The sequence below is a fragment of the Caulobacter radicis genome, from assembly GCF_003094615.1.
GTDB classification, from domain to species: Bacteria; Pseudomonadota; Alphaproteobacteria; order Caulobacterales; family Caulobacteraceae; genus Caulobacter; species Caulobacter radicis.
In genome coordinates, this window is record NZ_QDKO01000043.1 from 410,791 (window position 1) to 436,326 (window position 25,536).

At 67.6% G+C, this 25,536-nt stretch carries 26 protein-coding genes; 10 read left to right on the plus strand and 16 right to left on the minus strand.

Going from position 1 to position 25,536, the window contains the following annotated elements; all coding sequences use genetic code 11:
• Together secD and yajC are read right to left on the minus strand one after the other, a co-directional pair.
• Nucleotides 1-1,596, minus strand: coding sequence for a protein translocase subunit SecD (gene secD / locus DDF62_RS24500; protein WP_116491531.1), 1,596 nt, complete (start codon nt 1,594-1,596; stop codon nt 1-3).
• Nucleotides 1,597-1,661: 65 nt separating this feature from the next.
• Nucleotides 1,662-1,976 carry a preprotein translocase subunit YajC gene (gene yajC, locus DDF62_RS24505; RefSeq protein WP_101717701.1) on the minus strand — a complete coding sequence of 105 codons (315 nt, stop codon included), beginning with the start codon at nt 1,974-1,976 and terminating at the stop codon, nt 1,662-1,664.
• A gap of 120 nt (nt 1,977-2,096) precedes the next feature.
• Between yajC and DDF62_RS24510 the strand changes: the two genes are divergently transcribed.
• Both DDF62_RS24510 and DDF62_RS24515 read left to right on the plus strand, forming a co-directional pair.
• Entirely contained in the window at nt 2,097-2,936 is an 840-nt protein-coding gene (locus DDF62_RS24510) for an ATP-binding protein (RefSeq protein WP_116491532.1), read from the plus strand.
• A 19-nt stretch (nt 2,937-2,955) separates the two neighbouring features.
• On the plus strand, nt 2,956-3,204 hold the full coding sequence (locus DDF62_RS24515) for a hypothetical protein (RefSeq protein WP_116491533.1): 249 nt from the start codon (nt 2,956-2,958) through the stop codon (nt 3,202-3,204).
• Here DDF62_RS24515 and DDF62_RS24520 read toward each other — a convergent pair.
• Nucleotides 3,201-4,103, minus strand: a complete 903-nt coding sequence (locus tag DDF62_RS24520; RefSeq protein ID WP_116491534.1) for a DMT family transporter — start codon at nt 4,101-4,103, stop codon at nt 3,201-3,203. The genes DDF62_RS24515 and DDF62_RS24520 overlap by 4 nt on opposite strands.
• Nucleotides 4,104-4,116: 13 nt before the next feature.
• Nucleotides 4,117-5,403: an adenosylmethionine--8-amino-7-oxononanoate transaminase gene (locus DDF62_RS24525; protein WP_116491535.1), complete on the minus strand. Its 1,287-nt coding sequence runs from the start codon at nt 5,401-5,403 to the stop codon at nt 4,117-4,119.
• Between the two features lie 78 nt (nt 5,404-5,481).
• Between DDF62_RS24525 and bioF the strand changes: the two genes are divergently transcribed.
• The 3 genes from bioF to DDF62_RS24540 are packed head-to-tail and all read left to right on the plus strand — an operon-like array spanning nt 5,482 to nt 8,186.
• A complete protein-coding gene (gene bioF / locus DDF62_RS24530) occupies nt 5,482-6,636 on the plus strand; it encodes an 8-amino-7-oxononanoate synthase (RefSeq protein WP_116491536.1) in 1,155 nt (384 codons plus the stop codon).
• Nucleotides 6,633-7,295 carry a dethiobiotin synthase gene (gene bioD / locus DDF62_RS24535; protein WP_116491537.1) on the plus strand — a complete coding sequence of 221 codons (663 nt, stop codon included), beginning with the start codon at nt 6,633-6,635 and terminating at the stop codon, nt 7,293-7,295. Before bioF ends, bioD begins: the two co-directional genes overlap by 4 nt.
• 3 nt (nt 7,296-7,298) lie before the next feature.
• On the plus strand, nt 7,299-8,186 hold the full coding sequence (locus DDF62_RS24540; RefSeq protein ID WP_116491538.1) for a Gfo/Idh/MocA family protein: 888 nt from the start codon (nt 7,299-7,301) through the stop codon (nt 8,184-8,186).
• Here the strand turns inward: DDF62_RS24540 and DDF62_RS24545 are convergent.
• The 12 genes from DDF62_RS24545 to flbT form a co-directional block, all read right to left on the minus strand.
• On the minus strand, nt 8,183-10,435 hold the full coding sequence (locus DDF62_RS24545; RefSeq protein ID WP_116491577.1) for a TonB-dependent receptor: 2,253 nt from the start codon (nt 10,433-10,435) through the stop codon (nt 8,183-8,185). The genes DDF62_RS24540 and DDF62_RS24545 overlap by 4 nt on opposite strands.
• Before the next feature lie 484 nt (nt 10,436-10,919).
• Nucleotides 10,920-11,435 carry a single-stranded DNA-binding protein gene (gene ssb, locus DDF62_RS24550; protein WP_116491539.1) on the minus strand — a complete coding sequence of 172 codons (516 nt, stop codon included), beginning with the start codon at nt 11,433-11,435 and terminating at the stop codon, nt 10,920-10,922.
• Between the two features lie 155 nt (nt 11,436-11,590).
• The gene (locus DDF62_RS24555; protein WP_116491540.1) at nt 11,591-11,980 is read right to left on the minus strand and encodes a hypothetical protein; all 390 of its coding nucleotides are present in this window, start codon (nt 11,978-11,980) and stop codon (nt 11,591-11,593) included.
• Between the two features lie 78 nt (nt 11,981-12,058).
• Nucleotides 12,059-12,736, minus strand: a complete 678-nt coding sequence (locus tag DDF62_RS24560; RefSeq protein ID WP_116491541.1) for a hypothetical protein — start codon at nt 12,734-12,736, stop codon at nt 12,059-12,061.
• A gap of 66 nt (nt 12,737-12,802) precedes the next feature.
• Entirely contained in the window at nt 12,803-15,637 is a 2,835-nt protein-coding gene (locus tag DDF62_RS24565; protein WP_116491578.1) for a hypothetical protein, read from the minus strand.
• Between the two features lie 90 nt (nt 15,638-15,727).
• Nucleotides 15,728-16,282 carry a UDP-4-amino-4,6-dideoxy-N-acetyl-beta-L-altrosamine N-acetyltransferase gene (pseH, locus tag DDF62_RS24570; protein ID WP_116491542.1) on the minus strand — a complete coding sequence of 185 codons (555 nt, stop codon included), beginning with the start codon at nt 16,280-16,282 and terminating at the stop codon, nt 15,728-15,730.
• A gap of 109 nt (nt 16,283-16,391) precedes the next feature.
• On the minus strand, nt 16,392-17,228 hold the full coding sequence (locus DDF62_RS24575) for a flagellin (protein WP_116491543.1): 837 nt from the start codon (nt 17,226-17,228) through the stop codon (nt 16,392-16,394).
• Nucleotides 17,229-17,409: 181 nt separating this feature from the next.
• Nucleotides 17,410-17,754 carry a hypothetical protein gene (locus DDF62_RS24580; protein ID WP_116491544.1) on the minus strand — a complete coding sequence of 115 codons (345 nt, stop codon included), beginning with the start codon at nt 17,752-17,754 and terminating at the stop codon, nt 17,410-17,412.
• 107 nt (nt 17,755-17,861) lie between these two features.
• Nucleotides 17,862-18,683: a flagellin gene (locus DDF62_RS24585; RefSeq protein ID WP_116491545.1), complete on the minus strand. Its 822-nt coding sequence runs from the start codon at nt 18,681-18,683 to the stop codon at nt 17,862-17,864.
• 351 nt (nt 18,684-19,034) lie between these two features.
• Nucleotides 19,035-19,859 (minus strand): flagellin, encoded by an 825-nt coding sequence (locus DDF62_RS24590; RefSeq protein WP_116491546.1) that lies wholly within the window; start codon nt 19,857-19,859, stop codon nt 19,035-19,037.
• A 232-nt stretch (nt 19,860-20,091) separates the two neighbouring features.
• Complete coding sequence (flaF, locus tag DDF62_RS24595) at nt 20,092-20,454, minus strand: flagellar biosynthesis regulator FlaF (protein ID WP_101715743.1); 363 nt, start codon at nt 20,452-20,454, stop codon at nt 20,092-20,094.
• Complete coding sequence (gene flbT, locus DDF62_RS24600; RefSeq protein WP_058350349.1) at nt 20,414-20,839, minus strand: flagellar biosynthesis repressor FlbT; 426 nt, start codon at nt 20,837-20,839, stop codon at nt 20,414-20,416. Before flbT ends, flaF begins: the two co-directional genes overlap by 41 nt.
• 191 nt (nt 20,840-21,030) lie before the next feature.
• Between flbT and DDF62_RS24605 the strand changes: the two genes are divergently transcribed.
• The 5 genes from DDF62_RS24605 (at nt 21,031) to DDF62_RS24620 (ending at nt 25,435) form a co-directional block, all read left to right on the plus strand.
• Nucleotides 21,031-22,824: a tetratricopeptide repeat-containing glycosyltransferase family protein gene (locus DDF62_RS24605; protein WP_116491547.1), complete on the plus strand. Its 1,794-nt coding sequence runs from the start codon at nt 21,031-21,033 to the stop codon at nt 22,822-22,824.
• Nucleotides 22,825-22,903: 79 nt separating this feature from the next.
• Complete coding sequence (locus DDF62_RS24610; RefSeq protein WP_116491548.1) at nt 22,904-23,284, plus strand: primosomal protein; 381 nt, start codon at nt 22,904-22,906, stop codon at nt 23,282-23,284.
• A gap of 116 nt (nt 23,285-23,400) precedes the next feature.
• On the plus strand, nt 23,401-23,568 hold the full coding sequence (locus DDF62_RS25800; RefSeq protein WP_165799339.1) for a hypothetical protein: 168 nt from the start codon (nt 23,401-23,403) through the stop codon (nt 23,566-23,568).
• 90 nt (nt 23,569-23,658) lie between these two features.
• The gene (locus tag DDF62_RS24615; RefSeq protein WP_101718931.1) at nt 23,659-24,525 is read left to right on the plus strand and encodes an AAA family ATPase; all 867 of its coding nucleotides are present in this window, start codon (nt 23,659-23,661) and stop codon (nt 24,523-24,525) included.
• A 76-nt stretch (nt 24,526-24,601) separates the two neighbouring features.
• A complete protein-coding gene (locus DDF62_RS24620; protein WP_116491549.1) occupies nt 24,602-25,435 on the plus strand; it encodes a hypothetical protein in 834 nt (277 codons plus the stop codon).
• Nucleotides 25,436-25,536 lie beyond the last annotated feature (101 nt).

The window sequence follows — 25,536 nt, forward strand, 5'->3', positions numbered from 1 at the left end:
TTACGCGATCGGCAGCTTCTTCGGCTTGGCGGTCTTGAACCACCAGCCGATGAGCACTTGAGTGATGATGATGGCGGTGAACAGCGAGGTGAACACGCCGATCGCCAGGGTCCAGGCGAAGCCCTTCACGGGGCCCGAGCCGAAGCTGAACATGATGCCGGCCGAGATCAGGCTGGTGATGTTGGCGTCGAGGATCGACACCAGGGCCAGCCTGTAGCCAGTATCGGCCGCCGACATCGGCGACTTCCCGGCCGCGGCCTCGTCGCGCATCCGCTCGTAGATCAGCACGTTGGCGTCGACGGCGACGGCGAGCGTGAGGATCAGGCCGGCGATGCCCGGGAAGGTCAGGGTCGCCTGGGTGAACGACATGATGCCGACGATCAGCAGCACGTTGGCGATCAGGGCGATGGCCGCGAACACGCCGAACAGGCCGTAGGCCAGGATGATGAAGACGAACATCGCCACGGCGCCGATGGCCAGCGAGATGGCGCCGGCCTTGACGGCGTCCGCGCCCAGTTCGGCGCCGACGGTGCGTTGCTCTTCGATGTTCAGTTGGGCCGGCAGCGCGCCCGAACGCAGCAGCAGCGACAGTTCGCTGGCGCTTTCGACGGTGAAGTTGCCGGTGATCTGGCCCGAACCGCCGAGGATCGGCGTGTTGATGCTCGGGGCCGAGATGACCTTGTTGTCGAGGACGATGGCGAAGCGCTTGTTGACGTTGCGCGCCGTGGCGTCGCCGAACTTGCGGGCGCCCGAACCGTTGAAGCGGAACGAGACGACCGGACGGCCGCTCTGGCCGTCGAAGGCCTGCTGGGCGTCGACCAGTTCCTCGCCCGAGACGACGGCGCGCTTCTTCAGGGCGTAGGCCGGGGCGTAGCCGTCGCCGCTGGGCACCAGGACGGTGCCGGGCGGCAGGCGGCCCGAGGCCATTTCTTCCTGGGTCACCGTCTCGTCGACCATCTGGAAGGTCAGCTTGGCGGTCTTGCCGATGACGGCCTTCAGGCGCTCGGGGTCGCTTTCGCCGGCGGCCTGGATGACGATGCGGTCCGCGCCCTGGCGGGTGATCGTCGGCTCCTTGGTGCCGAGGCTGTCGATACGGCGACGGATGGTCTCGATCGACTGGTCGACGGCCTTGGAGGCGTCGGCGCGGGCGGCTTCGGCCGAGAGGCTCAGCTCGATGCGCTGGTCGGGCTTGGTCGAGACGTTGACGTCGGTGCCCACGCCGCTGGTCAGCGGGTTGCCCAGCTTGCGCAGTTCGGCGACGGCGGCGTTGACCTTGGAGCCGTCCTCGATGCGGACGCCGATCACGCCGTTGGCCTGGGCCAGGCCGTTGAAGTCGATTCCCGCGGTGCGCAGGGTGGTGCGCACGTCCTCGACCAGGTTGTCGAGGCGCTCCTTGCGCAACTGAGCGGTGTCGACCTCATACAGGAGGTAGGACCCGCCCTGGAGGTCGAGGCCAAGGTTCAGCTTCTGCTTGGGAACCCATCCCGGCAGGGCGTCTAGCGTCTTCTGCGGCAGAAGATTCGGCAGGGTGAAGACGATGCCGAAGATCACCGACAGGGTGACCAGGATAATCTTCCAGCGGGATAGGCTCAGCATGGACTACGAGGCTCTCGACGACGCCGGGGGCGCCAGGGCGGGCTTGATACGAACTAGACTTAAGCTCAGTTCTTGGGGTCGTTGGCCGGGGCCGGTTCGCCCTTGGCCGTGACTTCGGTGATCATGGCCTTGCGCACCTTCACCGTGACGCCCTGAGCGATCTCGACGCCGACTTCCTTTTCTTCCACGCGCACGATCTTGCCGATCACGCCGCTGGACAGAACGACACTGTCGCCGCGCTTGATGTTGTTCAGGGTCGCGAGGTGTTCCTTTTGGCGCTTCTGCTGAGGACGGATCAGCATGAAGTAGAACAGCACGACCATGAGGATGATCGGCGCGATGCCGATGAGCTGCTGCTCCAGGCCACCAGAGGGGTTCATAACGTCTCCACGAATTTCTGCGGGCGGAGCGCCTGAAATAGGGTCTCCGCCAAGTCGGCGGAAGCTATGCGTTCACCTCCTCTTTTGCAATGAGGGCGCGAGGGCGTTAGGAGCGTGGCCATGACCGAAGCCGCCCTGCCCCTGCTCGCCCGCATCGCCGACGCCCTGGATCGCCTGGCGCCGCCCGCTCCCGTCGCGCCCAGCTTCGACGGCGCGCGCCTCTTCCGGCATGAGCCGGTCTCGGGCGCCTTCCTGCCCGCGCCCGACTACGCGATGGACATCGAGCTGCTGGTCGGCATCGAGCGCCAGAAAGAGCGCTTCCTGCAGAACCTGCGCCGGTTCGCCGTCGGCCTGCCCAGCAACCACGTGCTGCTCTGGGGCGTGCGCGGCACGGGCAAGAGCTCGCTGACCAAGTCGGCCTTCATGGCCCTGGCGGCCGAGTATCCCGAGCTGAAGCTTGTCGAGGTCGACCGCGACGAGGTCGCCGCCCTGCCCCCGCTGTTCGACGCCCTGCGCGCGCGCGCCGAGCGCTTCGTGGTGCTGTGCGACGACCTGTCGTTCGAGGACGGCGCGGCGGCGGCAAAGGCCCTGAAGTCGGCGCTGGAGGGCGGCGTCGCCGGCCCGCCCGAGAACGTGCTGTTCGTCTCGACCTCGAACCGCCGCCACCTGATGCCGCGCGACCACGCCGAAAGCCAGGGCGCCATCGCCTCGGCCGAGAACGCGGAAGAAGAGATGAGCGTCTCCGACCGCTTCGGCCTGTGGATCGGCTTCCCGCCCATGGACCAGCCGACCTACCTGGCGGCGATCAACACCTATGCCGAGCGCTTCGGCCTGCAGGTCGAGAACCTGGAGCGCCGGGCCCTGCAATGGTCGCAACTGCGCGGCGCCCGCTCGGGCCGGGTGGCGTGGCAATTTGTCCGCGACCTCGCCGGCGAACTGGGCGTACGCTTGCCCGGATAACACTAATCCGGGGGGAAGCGTGGCCGACGGCAAGCCGTGGTTCAGGGTCAAGCGTCATGGCTATGGCGCGGGCCCGCCTTGCAGTTGGGAAGGCTGGGCCGTCGTCGCCCTCTATATCGGCCTGCTGCTGGCCTCGGCCGTCCTCTTCGGCAAGGCCCACCCGCGCCTCGTCGGCGCGTTCGTCGTGGTCATGACCCTGGTCGTCATGCTCGTCGCCCGCTGGAAGAGCGATGCGCCCTGGCAGTGGCGCGACGGCGAGGAAGACTAGGCCGGATCGCCGCTGGTCGCCGGCGGGGTCTTCTTCTCGGTCAGGGCCACCAGCGCCACGCCGACCATGGTGGCGCCGCCGCCGATGACCAGTTGCAGCGACAGGGCGTCGCCCATGAACAGCACGCCGATCGTGCACGAGACCAGCGGCGTCAGCAGGAAGTAAGGCGTCACCCGCCCCGGCTCGCGCCGCTGCACCAGCCAGAACAGCAGGGCGCTGGCCCCGATGGTCGAGACGACGCCGGCGAACACCACGCAGGCCCAGGCCAGCGGCGGCGCGGACGAGACCTTGGCCACGACGTCGTCCTCGAAGGCGAAGGACATGGCGATCAGGATCGGCGCGGCGACGAAGGCGGTCAGGCCCTGCACCTTCAGCGGCTTCACCCCCGGCGTCTTGCGCACCAGCACGGTCGCCACCGCCCAGATGGCGGCGGCGGTGACGCCCAGGGCGATGGCCGGCAGGTCGGCCGCGCCGTGGGGGTCGAGACTCATCCACGCCACGCCGGCGAAGGCGATGCCCAGGCCGACGACGGCCGGGACGCGCATGGTCTCGCCCAGCATGCGCCAGGCGAACAGGGCCGTGAACGGGATCCATAGCTGCGTGGCCACCACCAGCGGGCTCAGCGACTTGGCCGTGCCGAAGGCGATGTAGATCAAGGCGAAGTGGATCGGCCCCGACAGCAGCACGATCGTCAGCAGCCGCTTCCAGTCCGGGAACGGCGGCCGCACGAACGGAAACAGGAAGGCCAGGGCCAGGGCGAAGCGCAGTCCGCCCACCATCATCGGCGGCAGGGCGGCGGTGGCGAACTTGGCCGCGGCGTTGTTCAGCCCCCAGGTCAGGATGATCGCCAGGATCGCCAGGCGCTCGATGCTCGTCAGGGGGCCGGTGGACGCGGACATGGGGCCGCTTGGATCAGACCCCGCCGCTTCCTTCAACCCCGCCCGCTCCAATGACGTCGCGAATGGCCGACAAGAGGATTTCCAGGTCCGCGTCGGGCGTCGTGAAAGCCGGCGTCAGATAGACGACCTTGCCCATCGGCCGGATCCACGCGCCCTTGGCCGCGAAGGCCTGGCACAGCGCCCCGACGGCCACCGGCGAGGCGAACTCGACAACGCCGATCGCGCCCAGCACCCGCACGTCGACGACGCCTGGCGCGCTGCGGCAGGGCTCCAGCCCCACCTTCAGCGCCGCCGACACCCGCGCCACGTCGGCCGTCCAGGTTCCGGCCTCGAACAGGTCCAGCGAGGCGTTGGCGGCGGCGCAGGCCAGGGCGTTGCCCATGTAGGTCGGTCCGTGCATCAGGGCCGCGCCGGCTTCGTCCGACCAGAAGGCCTCGAAAACCTTGCGCGAGGCAACGGCGGCCGACAGCGGCAGGGTGCCGCCGGTCAGGGCCTTCGACAGGGTGACGATGTCGGGCTCGATGCCCGCCGCCCGCATGGCGAAGAGCTCGCCGGTGCGGCCAAAGCCGGTGAAGATCTCGTCGAAGATCAGCAGCACGCCGTGCTTGTCGGCCAGCCGGCGCAGGCGGCGCAGCACCTCCGGGTCGTGGAACAGCATCCCGCCGGCGCCCTGCACCAGGGGCTCGGTCAGCATGGCGGCGATCTCCCCGCCCCGCTGCGCCAGCAAAGCATCCAGCGCGGCCTCGGAGGCGTCATCCAGCGGCAGGTCGGCGATCACCTGGGCGGGCATGACGCCCGAGAACAGGCTGTGCATCCCCTCCTCTGGGTCGCAGACCGTCATCGTCGCCAAGGTGTCGCCGTGATAGCCGCCCCTGAACGACAGGAAGCGCGTGCGGCCCGCCTCGCCGCGGTTGATGTGGAACTGCAGCGCCATCTTCATGGCGATCTCGACCGACACCGAGCCGGACTCGGCGAAGAACACGTGGTCCAGCTCGCCCGGCAGCATGGCCGCCAGCCGCGCGGCCAGGCGATAGGCCGGTTCGTGCGCCAGGCCGCCGAACATCACGTGCGGCATGGCCTCCAGCTGCGCGCGCACGGCGGCGGCGATGTGCGGGTGGTTGTAGCCGTGCACCGCCGTCCACCAGCTTGCGATGCCGTCGACCAGCTCGCGCCCGTCCTCCAGCACGATGCGCGAGCCGTGGGTGCGCACGACCGGAAGCGGCGCCGGGGCCGTCTTCATCTGGCAGTAGGGCCGCCACACGTGCTTGGCGCCCTGGGTGAGCCAGTCGGGGGTGGTCATGGCGATCCTTTCGTTGCGCCGGAGGGGCGCCCCGCCTAGACGGGCTCGGCCCCGAGGGCAAACGGGAACTGAATCGGAATGCACAGTCTGGACGCCTTCGCGAGCGGCAAGCTCGCGGCCCTGGAGGCCATGAGCCTGCGCCGCCGCCTCAAGCCCACCCGCCGGTTGCCCGGCGCGGTCGTCGAGCGTGACGGCAAGCGCCTGCTGTCCTTCTCCTGCAACGACTATCTCGGCCTGTCGCAGCATCCGGCCGTAATCGCCGCCGCCCAGGCCGCCGTGGCCGACCATGGCGCGGGCTCGGGCGCCTCGCGCCTGGTCACCGGCGACACCCCGCTGATCGAGGAGCTCGAGGCGCGCCTGGCCCGTCTGAAGGGAACCGAGGCCTGCGTGGTGTTCGGCTCGGGCTATCTGGCCAACACCGGCGTCATCCCCACCTTCGCCGGCAAACAGGACGTCGTGTTCGTCGACGAGCTGGCCCACGCCTGCATCTGGGCCGGCGCGCAGCTCTCCGGCGCCAAGGTCGTATCCTTCCCGCACAACGACAGCGACGCCCTGGCCGAACTGCTGGCCGAGCATCGCGCGAGCTTCCGCCACGCCATCGTCGCCACCGACGGGGTGTTCTCGATGGACGGCGACGTCGCGCCGCTGGACTGGCTGTCGGCGGTCTGCGAGGCCAATGACGCCTGGCTGCTGGTCGACGACGCTCACGGCGTGGGCGTGCTGGGCGAAGGCAAGGGAACGGCCGCCCTGTTCCCCGACGCCGTGATCCCGTTGCAGATGGGCACGCTGTCCAAGGCCCTGGGCTCTTACGGCGGCTATCTGTGCGGCTCGCAGAGCGTGGTCGACTTCCTGAAGACCCGAGCCCGCACCGTCGTCTACACCACTGGCCTGCCCCCGGCCTGCGCGGCGGCCGCCATCGCCGCGCTGGACCTGATCGAGGCCGACCCGACCTTGGCCGCCCAGCCGCTGCGCAAGGCGCGCCTGTTCACCAAGGCCGCCGGCCTGCCCCGCGCCGAGAGCCCGATCGTGCCGGTGGTGATCGGCGAGGCCGAGGCGGCCCTGGCCGCCTCCGCCGCCCTGGAGGCCGAGGGCTTCCTCGTGGTGGCCATCCGTCCGCCGACCGTTCCGGCCGGCACCGCCCGCCTGCGCCTGGCCTTCAGCGCCGAGCATCCCGACGAGGAGGTGCTTCGCCTGGCCGCCCTCGTCCGCCCCCATGTGGAATCGGGCCGATGAGCGCCCTCTTCGTCGCCGGGACCGGCACCGACATCGGCAAGACCCACGTCGCCTGCGCCCTGATCCGGGCCCTGAAGGCCAGGGGCGTGGCCGTCGACGCCTTCAAGCCGGTGGTCAGCGGCTTCGATCCCGCCGATCCCTCGGCCAGCGACCCAGCGCGCCTGGCGCAGGCCCTGGGCGACCCTGGCGCCCTGCCCCGCATCTCGCCGCGCCGCTATCTCGCCCCGCTGGCGCCGAACCTCGCCGCGCGGCTGGAAGGCGACATCCTGCGGATCGAGGACCTGGCCGCCGACTGCCGCGCGGCCCTGGCCGGCGAGCACGACCTGATGCTGGTGGAAGGCGCCGGCGGGGTGATGTCGCCACTGACCGACGAGGCGACCAATCTCGACCTGATCGCGGATCTTGGTCTGCCCGTCCTGCTGATCGCCGGCTCCTATCTCGGCACGATCAGCCAAGTGCTGACCGCCCTGGTCGCCCTGCGGGCCCGGGGCGTCACCGTGGCCGCCATCGTCATGAGCGAGAGCCTGGATGCGCCCGACCTCGCCCAGACCGCCGACGCCCTGGCCGCCTTCGAGCGCGACACGCCGATCTTCCTTGCGCCCCGCGACGAACATTGGGACGCAAGCGTGCTGGCCGACCATCTGGCAAAGGGGCTCTGAGGCATGCGCGTGGCGATGATCGGCCTGGGCGACATCGCCCGCAAAGCCTACCTGCCGGTTCTGGGAACCCGCGCCGACGTGCAGCTGGCCTTCGTCACCCGCAGCACCGCCACCCTCGATGAGCTGGGCGCGGCCTGGCGGGTCGATCGCCTGCACACCGACCTGGACGAGGCCTTGGACCAGGGCCTGGACGCCGCCTTCGTGCATACCGCCACCGACGCGCACCCCGCCCTCGTCCGCCGCCTGATCGAGGCCGGCGTGCCCACCCTGGTCGACAAGCCGATCGCCGATACGCTGGAGGCCAGCGAAGCGCTGGTCGACCTGGCCGAGACCCGGGGCGTGTCGCTGGCGGTCGGCTTCAACCGCCGCCATGCCCCCGCCCAGGCCGAGGCGGCGAGGCTGAACGCCCCGTTCGTGCTGATGCAGAAGAACCGCACGGGCCACCCGGACGGGCTGCGGCGCACGGTCTTCGACGACTTCATCCACGTGGTCGATTCCCTGCGCTTCCTGGCGCCGGGCGCGACGACGGCGCGGATCAGCGGCCGCCTGGACGGCGACCTGCTGGAGCACGTGATGCTGCACCTGACCGGCGGCGGCCGCGACGCCGTCGGGATCATGAACCGCGTCAGCGGCGCCAACGAGGAGGTGCTGGAGGTGATGGGCGGCGGGATCAAGCGCCGGATCGTCAACCTCGCCGACGTCACCGACTTCGCCGGCGGCGAACATCTGGTCCGCCGCGGAGACTGGACCAGCGTCGGCCGCCAGCGCGGTTTCGAGGCGATGATCGAGGCCTTTCTCCGCGCCGTGCGCGAGGACCGACGGCTGTCGGCCCTCGACGCCCTGGAAACCCACCGCCTGTGCGAACGGGTGGTGGCCGACCTGTCGACCTAGAAGTCGGCCGACAGCGTCACCTGGAAGGTCCGGTGCGAGCCGGGCCGGAAGGTGGCCAGGGTGTCCACGGTGGTGCTGATCGTGCCGAGATAGTCCTCGTCGAAGAGGTTATCGACGTTGATCCGCGCCTTGACCTGCTTCAGCGGCCCCACGCCGAAGCCGTCGCCCAGGTCGACATAGGCGTTCCACACCGTATAGCCGTCCGTCTTCTCGGTGTTGCGCATGTTGGTGTAGCGGTCGCTGAGGTGGCGGGCCGAGACGTTGACCAGCGCCCAGTCGGTCGGCTCCCAGGTGACGCCGCCCTGGAACAGCCAGGTCGGGAAGTCCGGCAGGGTGTTGCCGGCGATCGGCTGGACCCCGAAGTTGTTCTCGAACTCGGCCCGGTTGTACGACAGATTGGCGTTGAAATAGACCTTGCCGCCCAGCAGGTCGGGCTTCCACTGGCCGCTGAACTCGGCGCCGTGGGCCTCCACCCCGCCGACATTCTGGAAGAAGGTCTCGGTCGTCGTGCTGCCCGGCACCACCGAGGCGTAGGACTGCAGGCGGTTCTCGAAGGCGGTGTAGTAGGCCACGACCGAGGCGTTGAAGGTCGGCCGGTTGGCGCGATAGCCGATCTCGAGGTTCTGCGAGGTCTCCGCGTCAGGGCCTGGAACCGTCGGGCTGGCGGCCGAGAAGATGTCGTCGGCGCCGCGCGGCAGGGCCAGGTTCTCCGAGTACGAGGCGAACAGCTGGTCGCGGCTGTTGATCGAATAGACCAGGCCCACCTGCGGCAGGAAGCTGTCCTTCCAGTTGTCGGTGATCCTGGGCTGGCGCCGGGCGATGTAGTCGGCCGGATTGCGATAGCCGGCGATCTCGTAGTCGATGTCGGTGGCCTTGAAGCCCAGCTCGACCTTCAGCCTGTCGTCCAGCAGCCGCACCGTGTCCTTCAGGAAGAACTGGGTGGTCTCGCGGGTGGAGACGTAGTTGCGCTGCAGGTGCACCGGCTCGTTCAGCAGCGCCGCGCCGTCGGGGTGGCCGCCCGCGGTGTTATAGCGGGCCTGGGTGCGGTGGTAGTCGTCCTTCTCCAGCCAGACGCCGGCCTGGACGGTATGGATCCCCGTCCGCCAGGTTCCGCCGACGGTGATCCCCTTGCGCGTGCCGTCGACGCCCGAGAGGCCGTACTGCACGCCCTTGGGCGCTGTCAGGCCGGCCACGATCAGGCGCTCGGCGTTGTAGCTGGTCAGCGAGGTCGAATAGGCCTCGGGCGAGACGCCGTAACCGCCCTTGTCCTCGTAATAGGCGGTCGAGCGGATATCGAAGGCCTCGCCGATCGGCTTGTTCAGCGACAGGCCATAGAGGTGGTCCTGCCGGGCGTTGACCGCGAACTTGTAATACTGGTTGTAGGCGGTGTTGGAGTACGGCACGCCCGTCGCCGTGACCGGCAGGTTGGGAACATAGCCGAGATAGGCGAAATCCCTGCCCTTGCGGCCGAAGAGGTCACCCGCCGTCCCGTCATACTGGGCCTTGGTGATCGACGGGGAGTCGTAGTCGTAATAGTCGTTGTGCACGGTCTGGAACGTCAGGTTCCCGCCGCTTTCGAAGGCGTAGTCGAGCTTGCCCTCGTAGTGCTCGCGCTTGATGAAGCCCGGACCGCGCCACAGGTCGCCCTTGATCCACGAGCCGGCGACATAGCCCGACAGCCGGCCGATCCTGCCGCTTTCCAGGCGCAGGAAGCTGCGGCGCAAATTGTCCTCGCCCAGGGTCTGGCTGACCGAGCCTCCGGCCTCGGCGTCCGGCGTCTTGGTGAAGTAGTCGACGATCGGTCCCAGCGACGCGTAGCTGGGCAGCGAGACGTCGCCGGCGCCGGCCGAGGCCTGCACCCGCGCCAGGTTCTCGTTGTCGACATAGCGATAGATCGGGCTGCCGCCGAACTGGTCGCTGCGGCCCATCGGGATCCCGTCGAGCAGGAAGCCGATCTGCTGGAAGTTGAAGGCTCGCACCGAGACCGAATTGCCGAACTCGTACATGCCCAGCGCGTCGTTGGCCTGGACGTTGAAGCCCGGCAGGCTCTCCAGCATCTTCAGGCCGGTCACCCCGGCCGGCGCCGACAGCAGCGCCTCGCGGGTGATCGAGACCGTGGCGGTGGCCTGGTCGGTGCCGATGGCGACGCTGGCCTCCGACACCCGCTTGCCGGTCACGACGACGGCGTCGACCGTGTCGACGGACGCCCTGGGGTCTTCCTCGGCGAAGGCCGGCGCGCCGGCCCCCATGACGCTGGCCGCCAGCAAGGCGGCTTTCAGACGGCGAAATGCACGCTGGTTCGACTGGACTTGGATCACGGCTATCCCCTGCTTTTCGATCCCCCGACGAGACTGGCTCCCGACCGCAGGTCAAAAAACAGAAATCGCCGTTACAGGAGCCCACTTTTCTTCGTGGTTCCGCCAGCGACAAACGAGATCATTTAATATGCACCAGCACCGTTACTCGACAGGACACGGAAAACACGCCACCGCCAGCCGCGCATACTGACGGCGCGACGGCTTCTGGTCGATCTGGCCTTGGCGAAGAGTCTCGCCATAGGACGCCCCTCGCGACGACACTGCACGCTGCGCCGCCCCGCTCGTCAAACGCCGCGAGGGCCGTGGGCGCGCACCAAGCTTCGGCGCCGCGCGCTCCGGCGCCGAACGCGCAAAGAAAAGGCGGCCGCCCCTTTTCGGAACGGCCGCCTCTCCGAATTCATCCGACGACGGACGCCTAGAACGGGATTTCGTCGTCCAGGTCGGCCGAGAAGCTCTCGCGCGGGCCGCTGGGCTGGCTGCGCGGAGCGCCGCCGCCGAAGTTGCCGCCGCCTTGGCCGCCGCCGCCCTGGCCGTAGCCGTCGTCATAGCCGCCGCCCGACGAAGCGCCGGCGCCGTCGCCGCGGCCGCCCAGCATGGTCAGTTCGCCGCGGAACTTCTGCAGCACGATCTCGGTCGAATACTTTTCCTGGCCTTGCTGGTCGGTCCACTTGCGGGTCTGGATCGCGCCCTCGATGTAGACGGTCGAGCCCTTGCGCAGGTAGCTCTCGGCCACCTTCACCAGGTTGTCGTTGAAGATCACGACCCGGTGCCACTCGGTCTTTTCCTTGCGCTCGCCGCTGGAGCGGTCGCGCCAGGTCTCGGACGTGGCGATGCGCAGGTTGGCGACGCGGTCGCCCGAGTTGAGGGTGCGGATTTCGGGGTCGGCCCCGAGGTTGCCGACGAGGATGACCTTGTTGACGCTGCCAGCCATTGGCGATGCCCTGCTCTCGCCCGGCGACCCAACGCGCCGGAATCTCGAAGCCAGGACGTTAACGACTCGGCAAGATCAAAATCAAGCTTTGTTCCCTGAACGTTCCTGTGAACGGAGGGCGGTTATCCACCGCCCTCTCCTGCTCAATTCAAGCGTCAGCGCGCCGGCAGCGCCCCCGGAACGGCCAGGCGGCCGTCGCCCGTGCGGACCAGCGACATGAACCGGGCGCCCTCGTAGCTGTCGCCCAGATAGATGCCTTCCTTCTCCACGAAGATGAACTTGCCCTGGTAGGAGCCGGTCAGCTGTTCCCGCCGAAGGCCCATGCGCATGAAACGGATGCGCATGCCTTCCAGCGTGGCCGCGCAGGTCTCCATGTTCGGCACGTTGCGCTCGACCGGGTTGAACTGCAGCGTGCCGTCCTTCTTCTCGATCACGTGGTTGCAGACGCCCTGGTCGAAGGGCGCCTTGGTCTGCTTGACGCAGCCCGACAGGCCGATGGCGGCGGCGCCGAGGGCCAGGACGGCGGCGATTGAGGAAACGCGCATCAGAGAGCTCCTTGGCCCAAGAACCTTCCCCGAAGGGAAAGGTTCGTATTCAAACATCAAAGCGCGCCCAGGCGCGCTCTAGCCGACGCTGGGAATGGCGCAGTTGGCGGCCTGCTCGACCACCAGGTGGAACGAACGGTTGTCGGAGGAGGCTTCGACGCGGCCCGGCAGCAGGCGCAGCGTCTCGTCGCCCCAGCGGCCGTAGGTGGCGCCGCCCGGGCGCTCGCACTTGCCGGCGAACAGCTGCTGGATGCAGGCGTTCTGGGTGATCTCGCCCGGCAGCTTGTTCCACTGGCCGCCCGAATAGCGCTGGCAGACGCCCAGCGGCGCGCTGGCTACGGCGGGTCCAGTCGGCGTGGAGGTCGGCGTGGTGGCGACCGGCGCGGTGACGGTCGGCGGCGGCAGCGGCGTCAGCACCGTGCCGGCCTGGTCGGCCGCGGCCAGGGCCCCGGTCTCGTCGACGCCGACGTCGAGCGCGCCGGTGGCCACGCCGTTCTTCTTGGCGCATTCGGCCAGGGTGGTCTCGCCCACGAACTGTCCGCCGACGAAGCAGCGCAGCGGACGGGCCGGATCATTGAGCTTGGTGTCGTCGGGACGCCCCGTCTCGACGATCAGGCCAGCGCGCGAGGCCGGCGGTTCCTCGGCCGGCTTGCGGTCCTTGCCGCCCATCAGCGCGAAGGCCACGCCGAGGCCGGCGATCACGGCCAGGGCCGCTCCGCCGCCCAGCAGCACGCGTCGGTCTTTGAGAAGTTCCATGCCCCCTGGCTACGACGCGTTGGTGACGGTTTCAAGCGTCGCCGCGCCGTAGGGCGCTTACAATTGTCAACCGCCGGTCAGGCGGTCGAGCGCGGCCTGGTAGTTGGCGATCTGGTTGGTCAGGTAGGCGGGCGCCGTGCCGGTGGTGTTGCTCTTGGTCGAGGACGTGTCGACCTTCACCCCGTTGGCGATGTCGGCCATCTCGCGATAGGCGTTGCGGATCGCCGCCGTCGCCGACTTCAGCAGGTCGGCGGTCGTGGCCCGCGACTCGGCGTCGGCCAGGCTCATGTCGAGATTGAGCTTGAGGCCGTAGACCGGCCCCTTGCCGTCGGCCGAGACGGTGCGGCCGCTCTCGGTCTTGGTGTTGCGCACCACGCCCGCGGCCAGGCCCAGCGCGTCCAGGACGTCGCTGTCGCCCTTGCCCGGCAGGATCTCGACGGTCGAGGTCTTGAAGGCCGGCGTGATGGACAGCTTGCGCATGTTGCCATCGCTGCTGATCGACACCTTGGCCGCGCTGCCCGAGGCGCGGCGGATCTTGTCGGCCAGGGTCTCCAGCGTGTCGCTGGCGCTGATGGTGATGGTCGTCAGCGGACCACGCTCGCGCGTGCGGATCTGGAAGGTGTCGCCCGGGCGAGCCGAGGTCGCCGAGACGATCTTGTCCGACTGGGTGAAGTTCATCGCCCCGCGCGGCAGGCCGAAGACATCGAGGGCGCTGGAGCCGGAGGCGTCGACCGCGATCGAAGTCGGGGTGGCGTAGCCGTCCTTGCCGGTCAGGCGCTGTTCCCAGGTCGCCTCGCCGGAAGCCATGTCGATCTGGGCGACGTAGCCGTCCTTCTGGCCGACCGTGGGCAGGCCCGCCAGGTCCTTGCCGGCCGCGCCGACAAGCCAGACCTGGCCGTTCGAGACGGCCATGCCGGTGACGGTGTCGTCGCCAGTGCCGCCGTAATAGGCCATCGTATCGTCGGCCGTGTCGGTCAGGTCGAGCGAGATCCGGGCCACGAAGCCGTCCGAACCGCCCGAGGCGGCCGAGGTGACGTTGCCCACCGACAGCTCGCCGTTGGTGGTGTAGCCGCCGATATAGAGCTGGCCGTTGTCGATGCTGATGCCGGCGATGTCGCCGCCCTTCAGCGTGCCCAGGTCGCGCACCGCGCCGACGTTCATGGTGGCGGCCTTGGTGTAGGTGACCGCCTTGGTCTCGTAGATGCCGGCCGAGTTCAGCGACGTGCGGTTCTCGGTGACCACGGTGGTGGCGACGTCGAAGCTGCGCAGCTTGGCCTGGCTGCCTTCCTTGCTGGCGACGATCACCTTGCCGCCGTCGACGACGATGCCCGAGACCGTGTCGTTCTCGGCGCTGCCGAAATGGGTGGTGAACAGCGCCTTGGGCGTGCCGGCGATGTCGGTGGCGAAACCGGTCAGGTAGTTGTCGTAGCCGCCCTTCGAGGCCGAGCCGGTCGCGCCGGGCAGGTCCGACTTGGTGCGGCCGGCCACGTAGACCACGCCGTCCTCGCCGAAGGCCACGGCCGTGGCCTCGTCTTCCAGCAGACCGCCGCGACGGACCGTCCAGGCCTCGTCGCCATTGGCGTCGTACAGCGACACGAAGCTGTCGGTGACCGTGCCGTTGCTGTCGGAATTGATCGGGCCGGTGGTGGCGCCGTTCAGCGTACCGGCCACCGAGCCGGCGATGGCCACCTTGCCGTCGTCCGAAACCGCGATCGAGTAGCCGGTCGCGGTGTCGGCCGCGCCCAGGCTGCGCGCGTATAGCAGCTTGCCGGCCGAGTCGTACTTCAGCAGGGCGACGTCCTGGTCGCCCTTGATCGTCTGGCTCTCGACGCTCTTCTCGACGTCGGCCAGCACGTAGATCGAGCCGTCGGCGCCGGTGACGGTCTTGTGGACCTTGGCGACCGTGCCTTCCAGCGTGTCGGAGAACACCTTGGTCCCCGCCGTCGTGGCCGTGCCGGCGCCGTACTTGGTCAGGGTGTTCTCGATGACCGCGTCGTCGGTCTTGGTGTCCTTGTCGGGGTCGGGGTTGCCGGCCTCGGTGGTGATGTAGACGGCCGGCTTGGGAGCCGGCGCGGTGAAGCTCAGCTTCTCGATGGAATCGCCGCGGATACGCAGGGCGAAGTCGTCGCCGGTGGCCGGCAGCTTCACCGTCTGGCCGTTGACGGTCGTCGTGCGCTCCACGCCAGGCGTGCGCTCGACGGCGAAGGTGGTGTTGTAGCCGGCCGCCTGGAGCTTGCCGTTGAAGAAGCTGACGACGTTGGACATGGTCCGCGGCGTCGAACCCATCTCGGCCAGGTCCATCGTCAGGTTCTGGGTCTCACCGAACTTGGTGACCGACATCGTGAACTTCTGGTCGCCCTTGAAGGCGGGGACCTCGTCGTCGAACTGGCCGCTGTAGAGCGTGTTGGTGACGTAGCCGTAGACGTTCTTGGGCACGCCGACCTTGGACTTGTCCTGGGTCATGGCCGCGCCGGTGGTCAGGCGCATGCCTTCGGTATTGGCGTTCTGGACGTAGTTGGTGAGCTCCGTCAGCCCCTTGGTCAGCGCCGTCTGCAGGCGCTTGATCTCGCTGTCGGAGACGTTCTTCTCGCTGGCGCGATTGGCGATGGCGGTCAGGGTGTTCAAGGCCTGATAGGCCGAGAACAGCTTCTTGTAGTCGCCCTTGATGCCGGGCGCGGCGGCCTCGGCGGCGCCTTCGTCGACGAACTTGCGGCCGTTCAGCGCGGCTTTGACCAGATCGCTGGGCTCGGTGGTCACCGTGGTCCACGGCGCGGCCGGGATGCCCTGCTTGGCGGTGGAGGTCGAGTTCGTCGTGCCCGACGACAGCGCGGACGCGGCCGTGCCCACGCCAAGCTTGGCTTGGTAGTAGCTCAGCAGCGAACTGGTGTCGAAAGTGATCACGACCGCTTCCACAGAAGGCGCAATGCGCCACTCATCGCAATCTTCGGTTACGAACGCTGACGTTTCGTTAAGACGTGTGAATTGTTCGGATCAGGCCGCGATCAGGTGGGCGTCGCTCAACGCCCGGCGGGCCTCGTCGCGCAACTCGGCCCATTCCGCGGCCAGGATGCCCAGCAGCACCACGTCGCGCGGCTCGCCGTTCTTGAGCACGTGGCCGCGCAGATAGCCCTCGCGGCGGAAACCCGAGGCCGACTGCGCCTTGAGCGCGGCGTCGTTGTCGGCCATCACCTCGGCGAACACCTTGTGCAGGCCAAGCTCGCCGAAGGCGCGGTCGAGACCCAGCACCTGGGCCGCCCGCCCTACCCCGCGACGCCGCGCGTCGGCGGCGCCGACGAACCAGTTCCAGCCCGCGCGGCGATGATGCGACTGAAGCCCCGTCAGGGTCAGCAGGCCGGCCGGCGCGCCGGCGCGCACGATCATCCAGCCGCGCATGTCGGGGTCCTTGCGCAGGCCGTCGAACCAGGCGGCGTGCGCCTCGCGGCTGGGAAACGCCGCGTCGGACATCCAGCGCTCGACCTCGGGCTCGGCGCGCCACTGGAACAGCACCGCCTCGTCCTCGTCTCTCAAGTCCCGCAGTTCGATCATGCGAAGCGAATCCTCTTGCGCTGCGAGAGACAGAGTAACCACGCGAGAAACGCCGGCCTAGGGAAAGACCGGCGTTTCGTATGACAATTACGTTGCGGCAGGCGCCGCGTCAGCCGTTGCCGAACAGCGACAGGATGATCTGCGGCGCGCCGTTGGCGATCGACAGCGCCTGGGCGCCCAGTTGCTGCTTGACCTGAAGGGCCTGCAGACGGGCGCTTTCCTTGGCCATGTCTGCGTCGACGAGGTTGCCCACGCCGGTTTCCAGCACGTCCGACAGCTTCGAGACGAAGGTGTTGTGGGCGTCGATCTGCTTGGCCTGCGAGCCGATCGAGCCGACGGCCTGGTTGACCGTGGCGATGGTCGCGTCCAGGCGCGTCAGAACGGCGGTGGCCTGGGTCAGGGTGGCGATGCTGTCGCCGGCCAGCAGGCTGTTCTTCGGGCTGCCCAGCGACAGGGTCTGAAGGTTCAGCGAGATCACCGTCTGGGCGTCGGCGTCGGCCAGGAAGGTGATGGCGTTGGTCTGGCTGCCGTCGAGGATGTTGGCGCCGTCGAAGGTGGCGCTGTCGACCACCTGGGTGAGGTTGCTGAGCAGGCCCTGGAAGTCGGCGTTGAGGGCGGTGCGGGCCTGGGTCGACAGCGAGCTGTCCTTGGCCGCGACCACCTTCTCGCGCATCAGGTTGAGCAGGTCCGAGACCGACTCGCCGGCCGTCAGGGCGACGTCGGCGATCGAGGTGGCGCGGTCCAGGCTCATCTTCACCGAGGCCAGGGCCGAGCGGTCGGCCTGCTGGTCCTGGGCGATCGACCAGACGGCGGCGTTGTCCTTGGCGCTGGAGATCGCAAGACCGGTGTTGATGCGGGTCTGGACGCCCTGCATCTCGTCATTGGTCTTGTTCAGGTTCTGCAGGGCGATCAGCGCAGGCTGATTGGTGTTCACGCTCAGCGTCATCACGATCTCCGAACGGCGTTCTCGCCGACTTACGAGGAGCTCGGTGCGCGATTCGACGCCCGAGCGGATCGGCCGTGAACTTGCCGCCCGGGGAGTAAGAATATGGTTAACGCTTATAAACCATGTTGCGCCTGCGACGTCGCGCCGCAAGCGAGCATGCAAACCGTGGCGCGCGAAGGCCCTAGGTCAGGCCGTCGTAGATCGCGCCGGGGCCGTAGGAGGCCGCTTCCTTGAACCGCAGCACGTCCTCGCGGGGATACTGCTTCAGGGTCTCGCCCGTCCGCCGATCCACCGTCTTGTAGACGTAGACGCCGCTGTCGGTGTCCTGCTCGATCACGAGACGCAGATCGCCGGGCTGGGGGCCGTCGTCGACGACCTTCTGCTCTGCGGGCTTGCGCGCCTCGGCCTTGCCGGCTCCGGAAACGACTTCGCCGTCCGAGGCCTTGCCCGGGACGGTCATGGGAACGATCAGATTTTGCGCGGGCGGCTCTTGAACCTGAGCCGGCAGCGCGGCCTTGTTTTCCATCTCTCCTATCGTCGCCGTTTAGCGGCGACGCCTTCTTGCTCCCCTCCCCGGCCCAGGGCCGCGAGAAAGGCGGGGGCGACCCGCGAGGATCGCCCCCTGCTCGTTCCTTATCGGAACAGGCTCAGGACCGTGCCGGTCGACTGGTTGGCGATCGAGAGCGCCTGGATGCCCAGCTGCTGCTTGGTCTGCAGGGCTTGGAGCTTGGCGCTTTCCTTGGCCAGGTCGGCGTCGACCAGGTTGCCCACACCGGCGTCGAGGCTGTCTTGCAGCTTGCCGACGAAGTTCAGGTGGGTGTCCAGGCCGGTCGAGCTGGTGCCCAGCGAAGCCAGCTTGTTGGTCGTCGTCTGCAGGGCCGTGTCGATGGTGGTGATCATCGTCTTGGCCGCAGCGGCGGTCGTGAAGGTGGTCGTGGTGCTCAGGCCGATGCCGGTCAGCGACAGGGTCTTGGCGTTCACGGTGATAGCCGTGCCGTCCGAGTTGGCCAGGAAGCTGAGCTTCGTGGTCTTGCCGTCGATGATGCTGGCGCCGTTGAACTTGGCGTTGGTCACAGCCTTGGTGATCTGGTCGCGCAGCGAGGTGAAGTCCGCTTGCAGCGCCTTGAACGAAGCCGTGTTCAGCGAGGTGTCGGAAGCGGCCAGGGCCTTTTCCTTCATCTTGCCGAGCAGGTCGGTCACCGTGTCGCCGGCCGCCAGCGCGACGTCGATCGTGGACTGACCGCGTTGCAGCGAGTCCTTCACGGCGTTGAGCGAGGAAGCGGTGGCCGACTGGTTCTTGGCGGTGGCCCAGATCGCGCCGTTGTCCTTGGACGAGCCGATCTTCTTGCCGGTGTTGATGCGTTGTTGCGTGACGCTGAGCTCGCTGTTGGTCGAGTTCAGGTTTTGCAGGGCGATCATCGCGCCCGAGTTCGTGTTGATGCTGTTCAGCGCCATAACGAATATGTTCCTATTTCAGGTTGTCCGACGTCATTTTGACTGCCGGGAGCGTTTTGCTCGCTGAACTAGGAAGCAACTACCGGGCCAATCCTGCCCACTCGCCTGAAAATTATAAGCTATTGAAATTACAACGTTATAGGTTCGTTTAGGATACCCCGAACCGGCAATTTCTGCCGAGCACGACGCCCGTCCGGCAAATATTGCCGGGCAGGTTTCGGCAGATGCGACCGAATTGCCCACCCGCAAACCGACCATCGATCGGCGAAAATCAGACCCCGGAACAAAAGAAAACGCCGGGCGATCTTTCGATCGCCCGGCGCTTGGTCGCCAGGTCCGGCGCTTCTTCGATCAGCCGCGGAAGAGCGACATGATCGATTGGGGCGCCTGGTTGGCGATGGACAGTGCCTGCACGCCCAGTTGCTGCTTGGTTTGCAGCGACTGCAGCTTGGCGCTTTCCTTGGCCATGTCCGCATCGACCAGGTTGCCGACACCGGCGTCGAGGCTGTCCTGCAGCTTGCCCATGAAGGTCAAGTGCATGTCCAGGCCCACCGAGTTGGTGCCGAGCGAGGCCAGCTTGTTGGTCGCGGTCTGCAGAGCCGTATCGATCGTGGCGATCATCGTCTTTGCAGCTGCGGCCGTCGTGAAGGTCGTCGTCGTCGTCAGACCGATGCCCGTGAGGGACAGGGTCCGCGAGGTGACGGTGAACGCCGCGCCGGTTTCGTTCGCCAGGAACGCGAGCTTGGTGGTCGAACCGTCCACCACGCTGGCGCCGTTGAACTTGGCGTTGGTCACGGCCTTGGTGATCTGGTCGCGCAGCGACGTGAAGTCGGCCTGCAGCGCTTTGAACGAGGCGGTGTTGAGCGAGGTGTCGGAAGCGGCCAGGGCCTTTTCCTTCATCTTGCCGAGCAGGTCGGTGACCGTGTCGCCGGCCGCCAACGCAACGTCGATGGTCGACTGACCGCGCTGGAGCGAGTCCTTCACGGCATTCAACGAGCTCGAGGTCGCGCTCTGCATCTCCGCCATCGACCAGATCGCGCCGTTATCCTTGGCGTTCGCGATCTTCTTGCCGGTGTTGATGCGTTGCTGGGTGGTGGTCAGCTCCGAGTTGGTGGCGTTCAGGTTTTGCAGCGCGATCATCGCGCCGGCATTGGTGTTGATGGAGTTGGCGATCATAGGAACCTACCATTTTGGTGGAGAGCCCCGGCATTTTGCCGGTCGGGCGTTTTGCCCGCGGGAACCATCGCAAACGGCGGGCCAGTTCAGGCCAGATCGCAATCGACTGAAATCAAACGGAAATTTCTAGGCGTGGGCCGAAAACGAAACCGCCCGGCGAATGCAACATTCGCCGGGCGGCAGGTTTTTCCGAAGAGAGGCGGCAATCGGCGCCGAGCTAGACCTTAAGCGATCAGGCCGCTTCGGCGCGGCCGGCCAGCCCCTGCATGATCATGCGGTTGATCTCGATCAGCGGCTCGAAGTCTTCCTCCTTGCGCATGACCAGGCTCGAGTGACGCCCGACCCAGATGCTCAGCGAGATGATGCTCGCGCGCAGCTCCTTGGTCATGGTGTTCTCAGGCAGCGCGCAATCGGTCGCCAGCGCCGACCAGACGCGGCGGTTCCAGTCCAGCGCGTGGATGCGCGTCTGGATGTCGTTCACGTCGGCCTGGGAAGCCTCCATGAGGGCGCGCGTCACCTGTCCGAACAGGCGATACTCGACCTCACGCGGATTCTCAGTCCTGGTCGCCGCCTGCTGGTAGGCCCGAAGAGACATTCCCCAACCTCTTGTCTTCGTAATCGATCAACTTACGGCTCAGCATGAGCGCCTTGTAGTACTCGCGGGCCATGACGTGCTTGGAGATCGCGATGCAATCGGCCAACACCTCCGGGTTCCGCACCACGCCCATGAACTCGGTCAGGCGCATGGCGAACTCGTCGTAGTATTTCTCTGCGCCGCTCTCTTCCAGGTACATCATCATGACCGGGAAGTAGATGTGACGCGACGGCGTGGTCACCTGGTCGGGCTGCATGATGTCCTTTTCACGCAGCACCGAGGCCTTGTTCTGCAGGACCAGCACCCCGCGACGATCGCCGTTCTGGACGACCGCCCCGTTGAGCACGAATTTCTCGCCGGGCTTCAGCGACAGCTTCAAAGGCACTTCTAGCCGTTCCTTTCTATCGCTGCGCCCGTCCGCCTCGATGGCGGTTCGCCGGTATGGCGTTCGACCGGAACCTAGAGGGCAGCGGGTTAACGCCCTATTGCCGGCCGCGCGACCGTAAGTCGCAGCTTAGGACACAATTAAGCATACTCGCCCAGAGGATGAAGCCACCCAATCGCCAAGGTGTACGCATGTCCCGCAATCTCGGCTCCGGAATCTCGGCCGCCGCCCTCGCAACCGCCCAGGAGGCGGCCGGTCAAGGGGTCCTTCCGGGCCTGCGCGCGTCCCAGCTGGGCGATTCCGCCTCGGCCGATTCGATCGCCCGCCTCAATCGCGAGGCCAATACGATCCAGGATCCGGCCACCATCAAGCTGCTGAACAAGGCGATCATCGCCGTGCAGCGCGGCGAGTACGCCCTGGCCGAGAAGACCGCCCTCAAGGCCCTCAAGAAGAACGAACGCGCGGGCCCGGCCTGGCACGTCCTGGCCGTGGCCCGCGAGAAGCTGGGCGACTTCGCCTCGTCGATGCACTGCTACGACGCGGCGCTGAAGCTGCTGCCCGACGAGGCCGCCGTGGCCGGCGACCTTGGCCGCCTTGCGTTCCGCATGGAGATGCCGGAAATCGCCGCCAAGCTGTTCATGCATTCCCTGAACGCCAATCCCAACAGCCTCGAGGCGACCAACAACCTGGCCTGCGCCCTGCGCGACCTGAACCAGGAATCGGCGGCGATCGACATCCTCAAGCCCGCCATCCAGGCCAATCCCACCCAGCCGGTGCTGTGGAACACCCTGGGCACGGTGATGTGCAGCCTGGGCGAAGGCCGCACGGCCGTGACCTTCTTCGACGAGGTGCTGCGCCTGGCCCCGCAGTTCGGCAAGGGCCTGCACAACCGCGCCTTCGCCCGCCTCGACCTGGGCGACGTGGAAGGCGCCCTCGCCGACTGCGACGCCGGCATCCTGGTCGCCGATTCTTCCGAAGACCTGGCGGCCATGAGCTTCGCGCGCTCGACCATCCTGCTGGCGCTGGGCCGGGTGACCGAGGGCTGGGCCGCCTACAGCGCGCGCCTGTCGACCGAGCTGGGGGGCGTTCCCAACTACCAGTTCCCCGTCAAGCGCTGGACGCCCGACCAGGGCTTCGCCGGCAAGCGCCTGCTGGTGGTGGCCGAACAGGGCCTGGGCGACGAGGTGATGTTCGCCAACACCCTGCCCGACGTCGCGGAGGCCCTGGGCCCGGACGGCGCCCTGTCGATCCTGGTCGAGCGTCGCCTCGTGCCGCTGTTCGAACGCAGCTTCCCGCAGGCCCAGGTCGCCGTGCACCGCACGGTCTCCTACCAGGGCCACATCTACCGCGACGCGCCGTTCATCGAGGACTGGTCAGGGATCGACTGCTGGGTCCCGATGGGCTCGCTGCTGGAGACCCTGCGCCCGTCGGTCGAGGCCTTCCCCAAGCGCGAACGCTTCCTGACGCCCGATCCCGATCGCGTCGCCCACTGGAAGAAGGTGCTGGAGGACGCCCCTCCCGGACCGAAAGTGGGTCTGCTGTGGAAGAGCCTGAAGCTGAACGCCGAGCGCGCCCGCCTGTTCTCGCCGTTCGAGCTGTGGGAGCCGGTGCTGAAGACGCCCGGCGTGTCGTTCATCAACCTGCAATACGGCGACTGCGACGAGGAGATCGCCTACGCCCGCGAGCAGCTGGGCGTCGAGATCTGGACACCGCCAGGCATCGACCTGAAGCAGGACCTCGACGACGTGGCCGCCCTCTCCTGCGCGCTGGACCTGGTCATCGGCTTCTCCAACGCCACCATCAACCTGGCCGGCGCGTGCGGCGCGCCGATCTGGATGCTGACCGGCGCCGCCTCATGGACGCGCCTGGGTTCGGACCATTCGCCCTGGTATCCGCAGTGCCGCTGCTTCATCGCGCCGGACTACGACGACTGGCGGCCGATCATGGCCGACGTGGCCGACGCCCTGGCCGACTTCGCGAAGTAGTCGGCAGGAACATCGGGCGCGGGGGCGGGTTTGATTCCCTGAACGGGCGGCGATCGTCGCCCCATCAGGGAGACCCGCCATGCCGCCGGAGAACGACTACGACCCGCAGGATGTCGCCGAGGTCCTGGACGAGACCAACCTGACCGACGATGGTCAGGACATCGCCAATTTCGACGAGATCGACGACGTCTACGACGTCACCCAGGCCGAAGACGACGCATCCGAGGACGAAGACGACGACGACCTCCTCGACGAGTCCGAGTTCGACGAGATCGACGATGAACTCGAAGCGGGCCGCGACGACGAAGGTCTCGACGTCGAGCGCGAACCGCTGGACCCCGTCGGCGGCGGCCTGTCGGACGAGGACGTGATCTCGACCGACGACGAGGAGCCGTCCGACTACGAGTCGACTCGCCTGGCCGAAGACGACATCGAGGCCCTCGGCTACGAGCGCCGCTAGGCCACGATCGTCAAAACCCCGCTCGAAGCGTTCTAGCCGCGCCCTTCGCACCGCCATAGTTGCGCTGTCCGCACCGTCACGTCAGGCTGTCGCAAGGCCCGACAGGAGATCACCGCATGTCCGATCCGAAGCCCGAAAAGCCCCCCGAGAAGCCGCAAGACGAAGCCGAACAGCCGGAATACCTGGAAGACCAGCTGGAAGAAGGCCTGGAAGACAGCTTCCCGGCCAGCGATCCGCCGTCGGTGGCGCGCCGCCATCGCCAGCCCCCGCACAACCCGTCTTGATCGCGCGGCGCGGCTCTGTAGGTTAGCCCTGAAGATTTGAACACTTGTTCGAGGCGCGCTCCATCCGGGGCCGCCGTTCAGGGACACCGCATGAGCTCGCGCTTCGAAGGCACCGCCGACTACGTCGCCACCGAGGACCTGAAGGTCGCCGTCAACGCGGCCGTGGCCCTGGAACGCCCCCTGCTGATCAAGGGCGAGCCGGGCACGGGCAAGACGGTGCTGGCCTACGAGGTCGCCAAGGCGATGAACGCGCCGCTGCTGACCTGGCACATCAAGTCGACGACCAAGGCCCAGCAGGGCCTCTACGAATACGACGCCGTCACCCGCCTGCGCGACAGCCAGCTGGGCGACGAGCGCGTCAAGGACGTCAAGAACTACATCAAGAAGGGCAAGCTCTGGGAGGCGTTCGAATCGCCCGTCCGCCCCGTGCTGCTGATCGACGAGATCGACAAGGCCGACATCGAGTTCCCGAACGACCTCCTGCAGGAGCTCGATCGGATGGAGTTCTTCGTCTACGAGACCGGCGAGACCATCAAGGCTCAGGTGCGGCCGGTGATGATCATCACCTCCAACAACGAGAAGGAACTGCCGGACGCCTTCCTGCGCCGCTGCTTCTTCCACTACATCCGCTTCCCCGAGGAGCAGACGATGCAGGCCATCGTCGACGTGCACTTCCCGGGCATCAAGCAGAAGCTGGTCGCCGAGGCGCTGCGCATCTTCTACGACATGCGCAAGGTCCCGGGCCTGAAGAAGAAGCCGTCGACGTCGGAGCTTCTGGACTGGCTGAAGCTGCTGCTGGTCGAGGACATCGACGAGACCGTGCTGCGCGAGAAGGATCCGACCAAGCTGATTCCGCCGCTGCACGGCGCCCTGCTGAAGAACGAGCAGGACGTCCACCTGTTCGAGCGCCTGGCCTTCCTGGCCCGCCGCGAAGGTAGCGCCCGCCCGGGCCAATAGTCCCGTTACCGCAATTTCATTGGACGCCGGTCGCCGAGCCGCACACCTTCGCGCCGAACGTGAAGGATATTCTTCGATGCGCCTCATCCTGGTCCTGGCCGCCGGCGCCGCCGCCCTCGCCGCCTGCTCGCCGCCCGCCTCGGTGAAGACCGAGCGGCACGAGCGCGTGATCCACAAGCGCGAGCCCCTGCGCGCCATCGAGCGGCTGGACTGCCCAGATCGCCAGGGCCGGCTGACCCGCGTCAGCATCGCGCCGGATGGCAAGTCGTGCGGCTATGCCGGCGACGACGCGGAGGTGACCCTGCGCCTGGTGGCCCTGCAGGGCGACGACGCCGAAGCCGCGCTGAACCCGATCGAGACCGACCTCAAGGCGCTGATGCCGCACCTGAAGGCTCCGGCCGCGCCGGGCGCGCCCAAAGGCAAGGAAACCGCGCAGATCAAGCTGCCGGGCCTCAGCATCGACGCCCGCGACGAAGGCGCCGACATCCGCATCGGCGGCATGACCATCAACGCCGACGACGGCGAGGCCCAGGTCCGTATCACCAAGAACGTCACCAGCAAGGACGGCGAACGCTCCACCTCGGTGGAGGAGCGCAAGGACGGCGGCCGCGAGAGCCGCACCGTCCGCGTCAGCAGCTCCGACGACAAGGACGGCGAGGTCGACATCCGCGCCGACGACCACGGCGCGGTCGTTCGCCATCGCCAGAAAGAGAACGACGGCGTGCGCGCCACCCTGGTCCTGGCCAGCGACAAGGCCCCCGGCGGATATCACCTGGCCGGCTACGAAGCCCGCGGCCCCAAGGGCGGCCCGCTGGCCGTGGCCATCGTCAAGGCCAAGGACCGCAACTCCGAGGACGGCGACCTGTTCAAGGACATGAAGGCCCTGGTCCGCCACAACGTCGGTGGTTGAGGCCTCGAGATGCTCCCCCTGAAGGGGGAGCTGTCGCGAAACGACTGATGGGAAGAGATTGCTGGCGCAGAGGATGCACTGACCTCGTCACGGACTTCCCC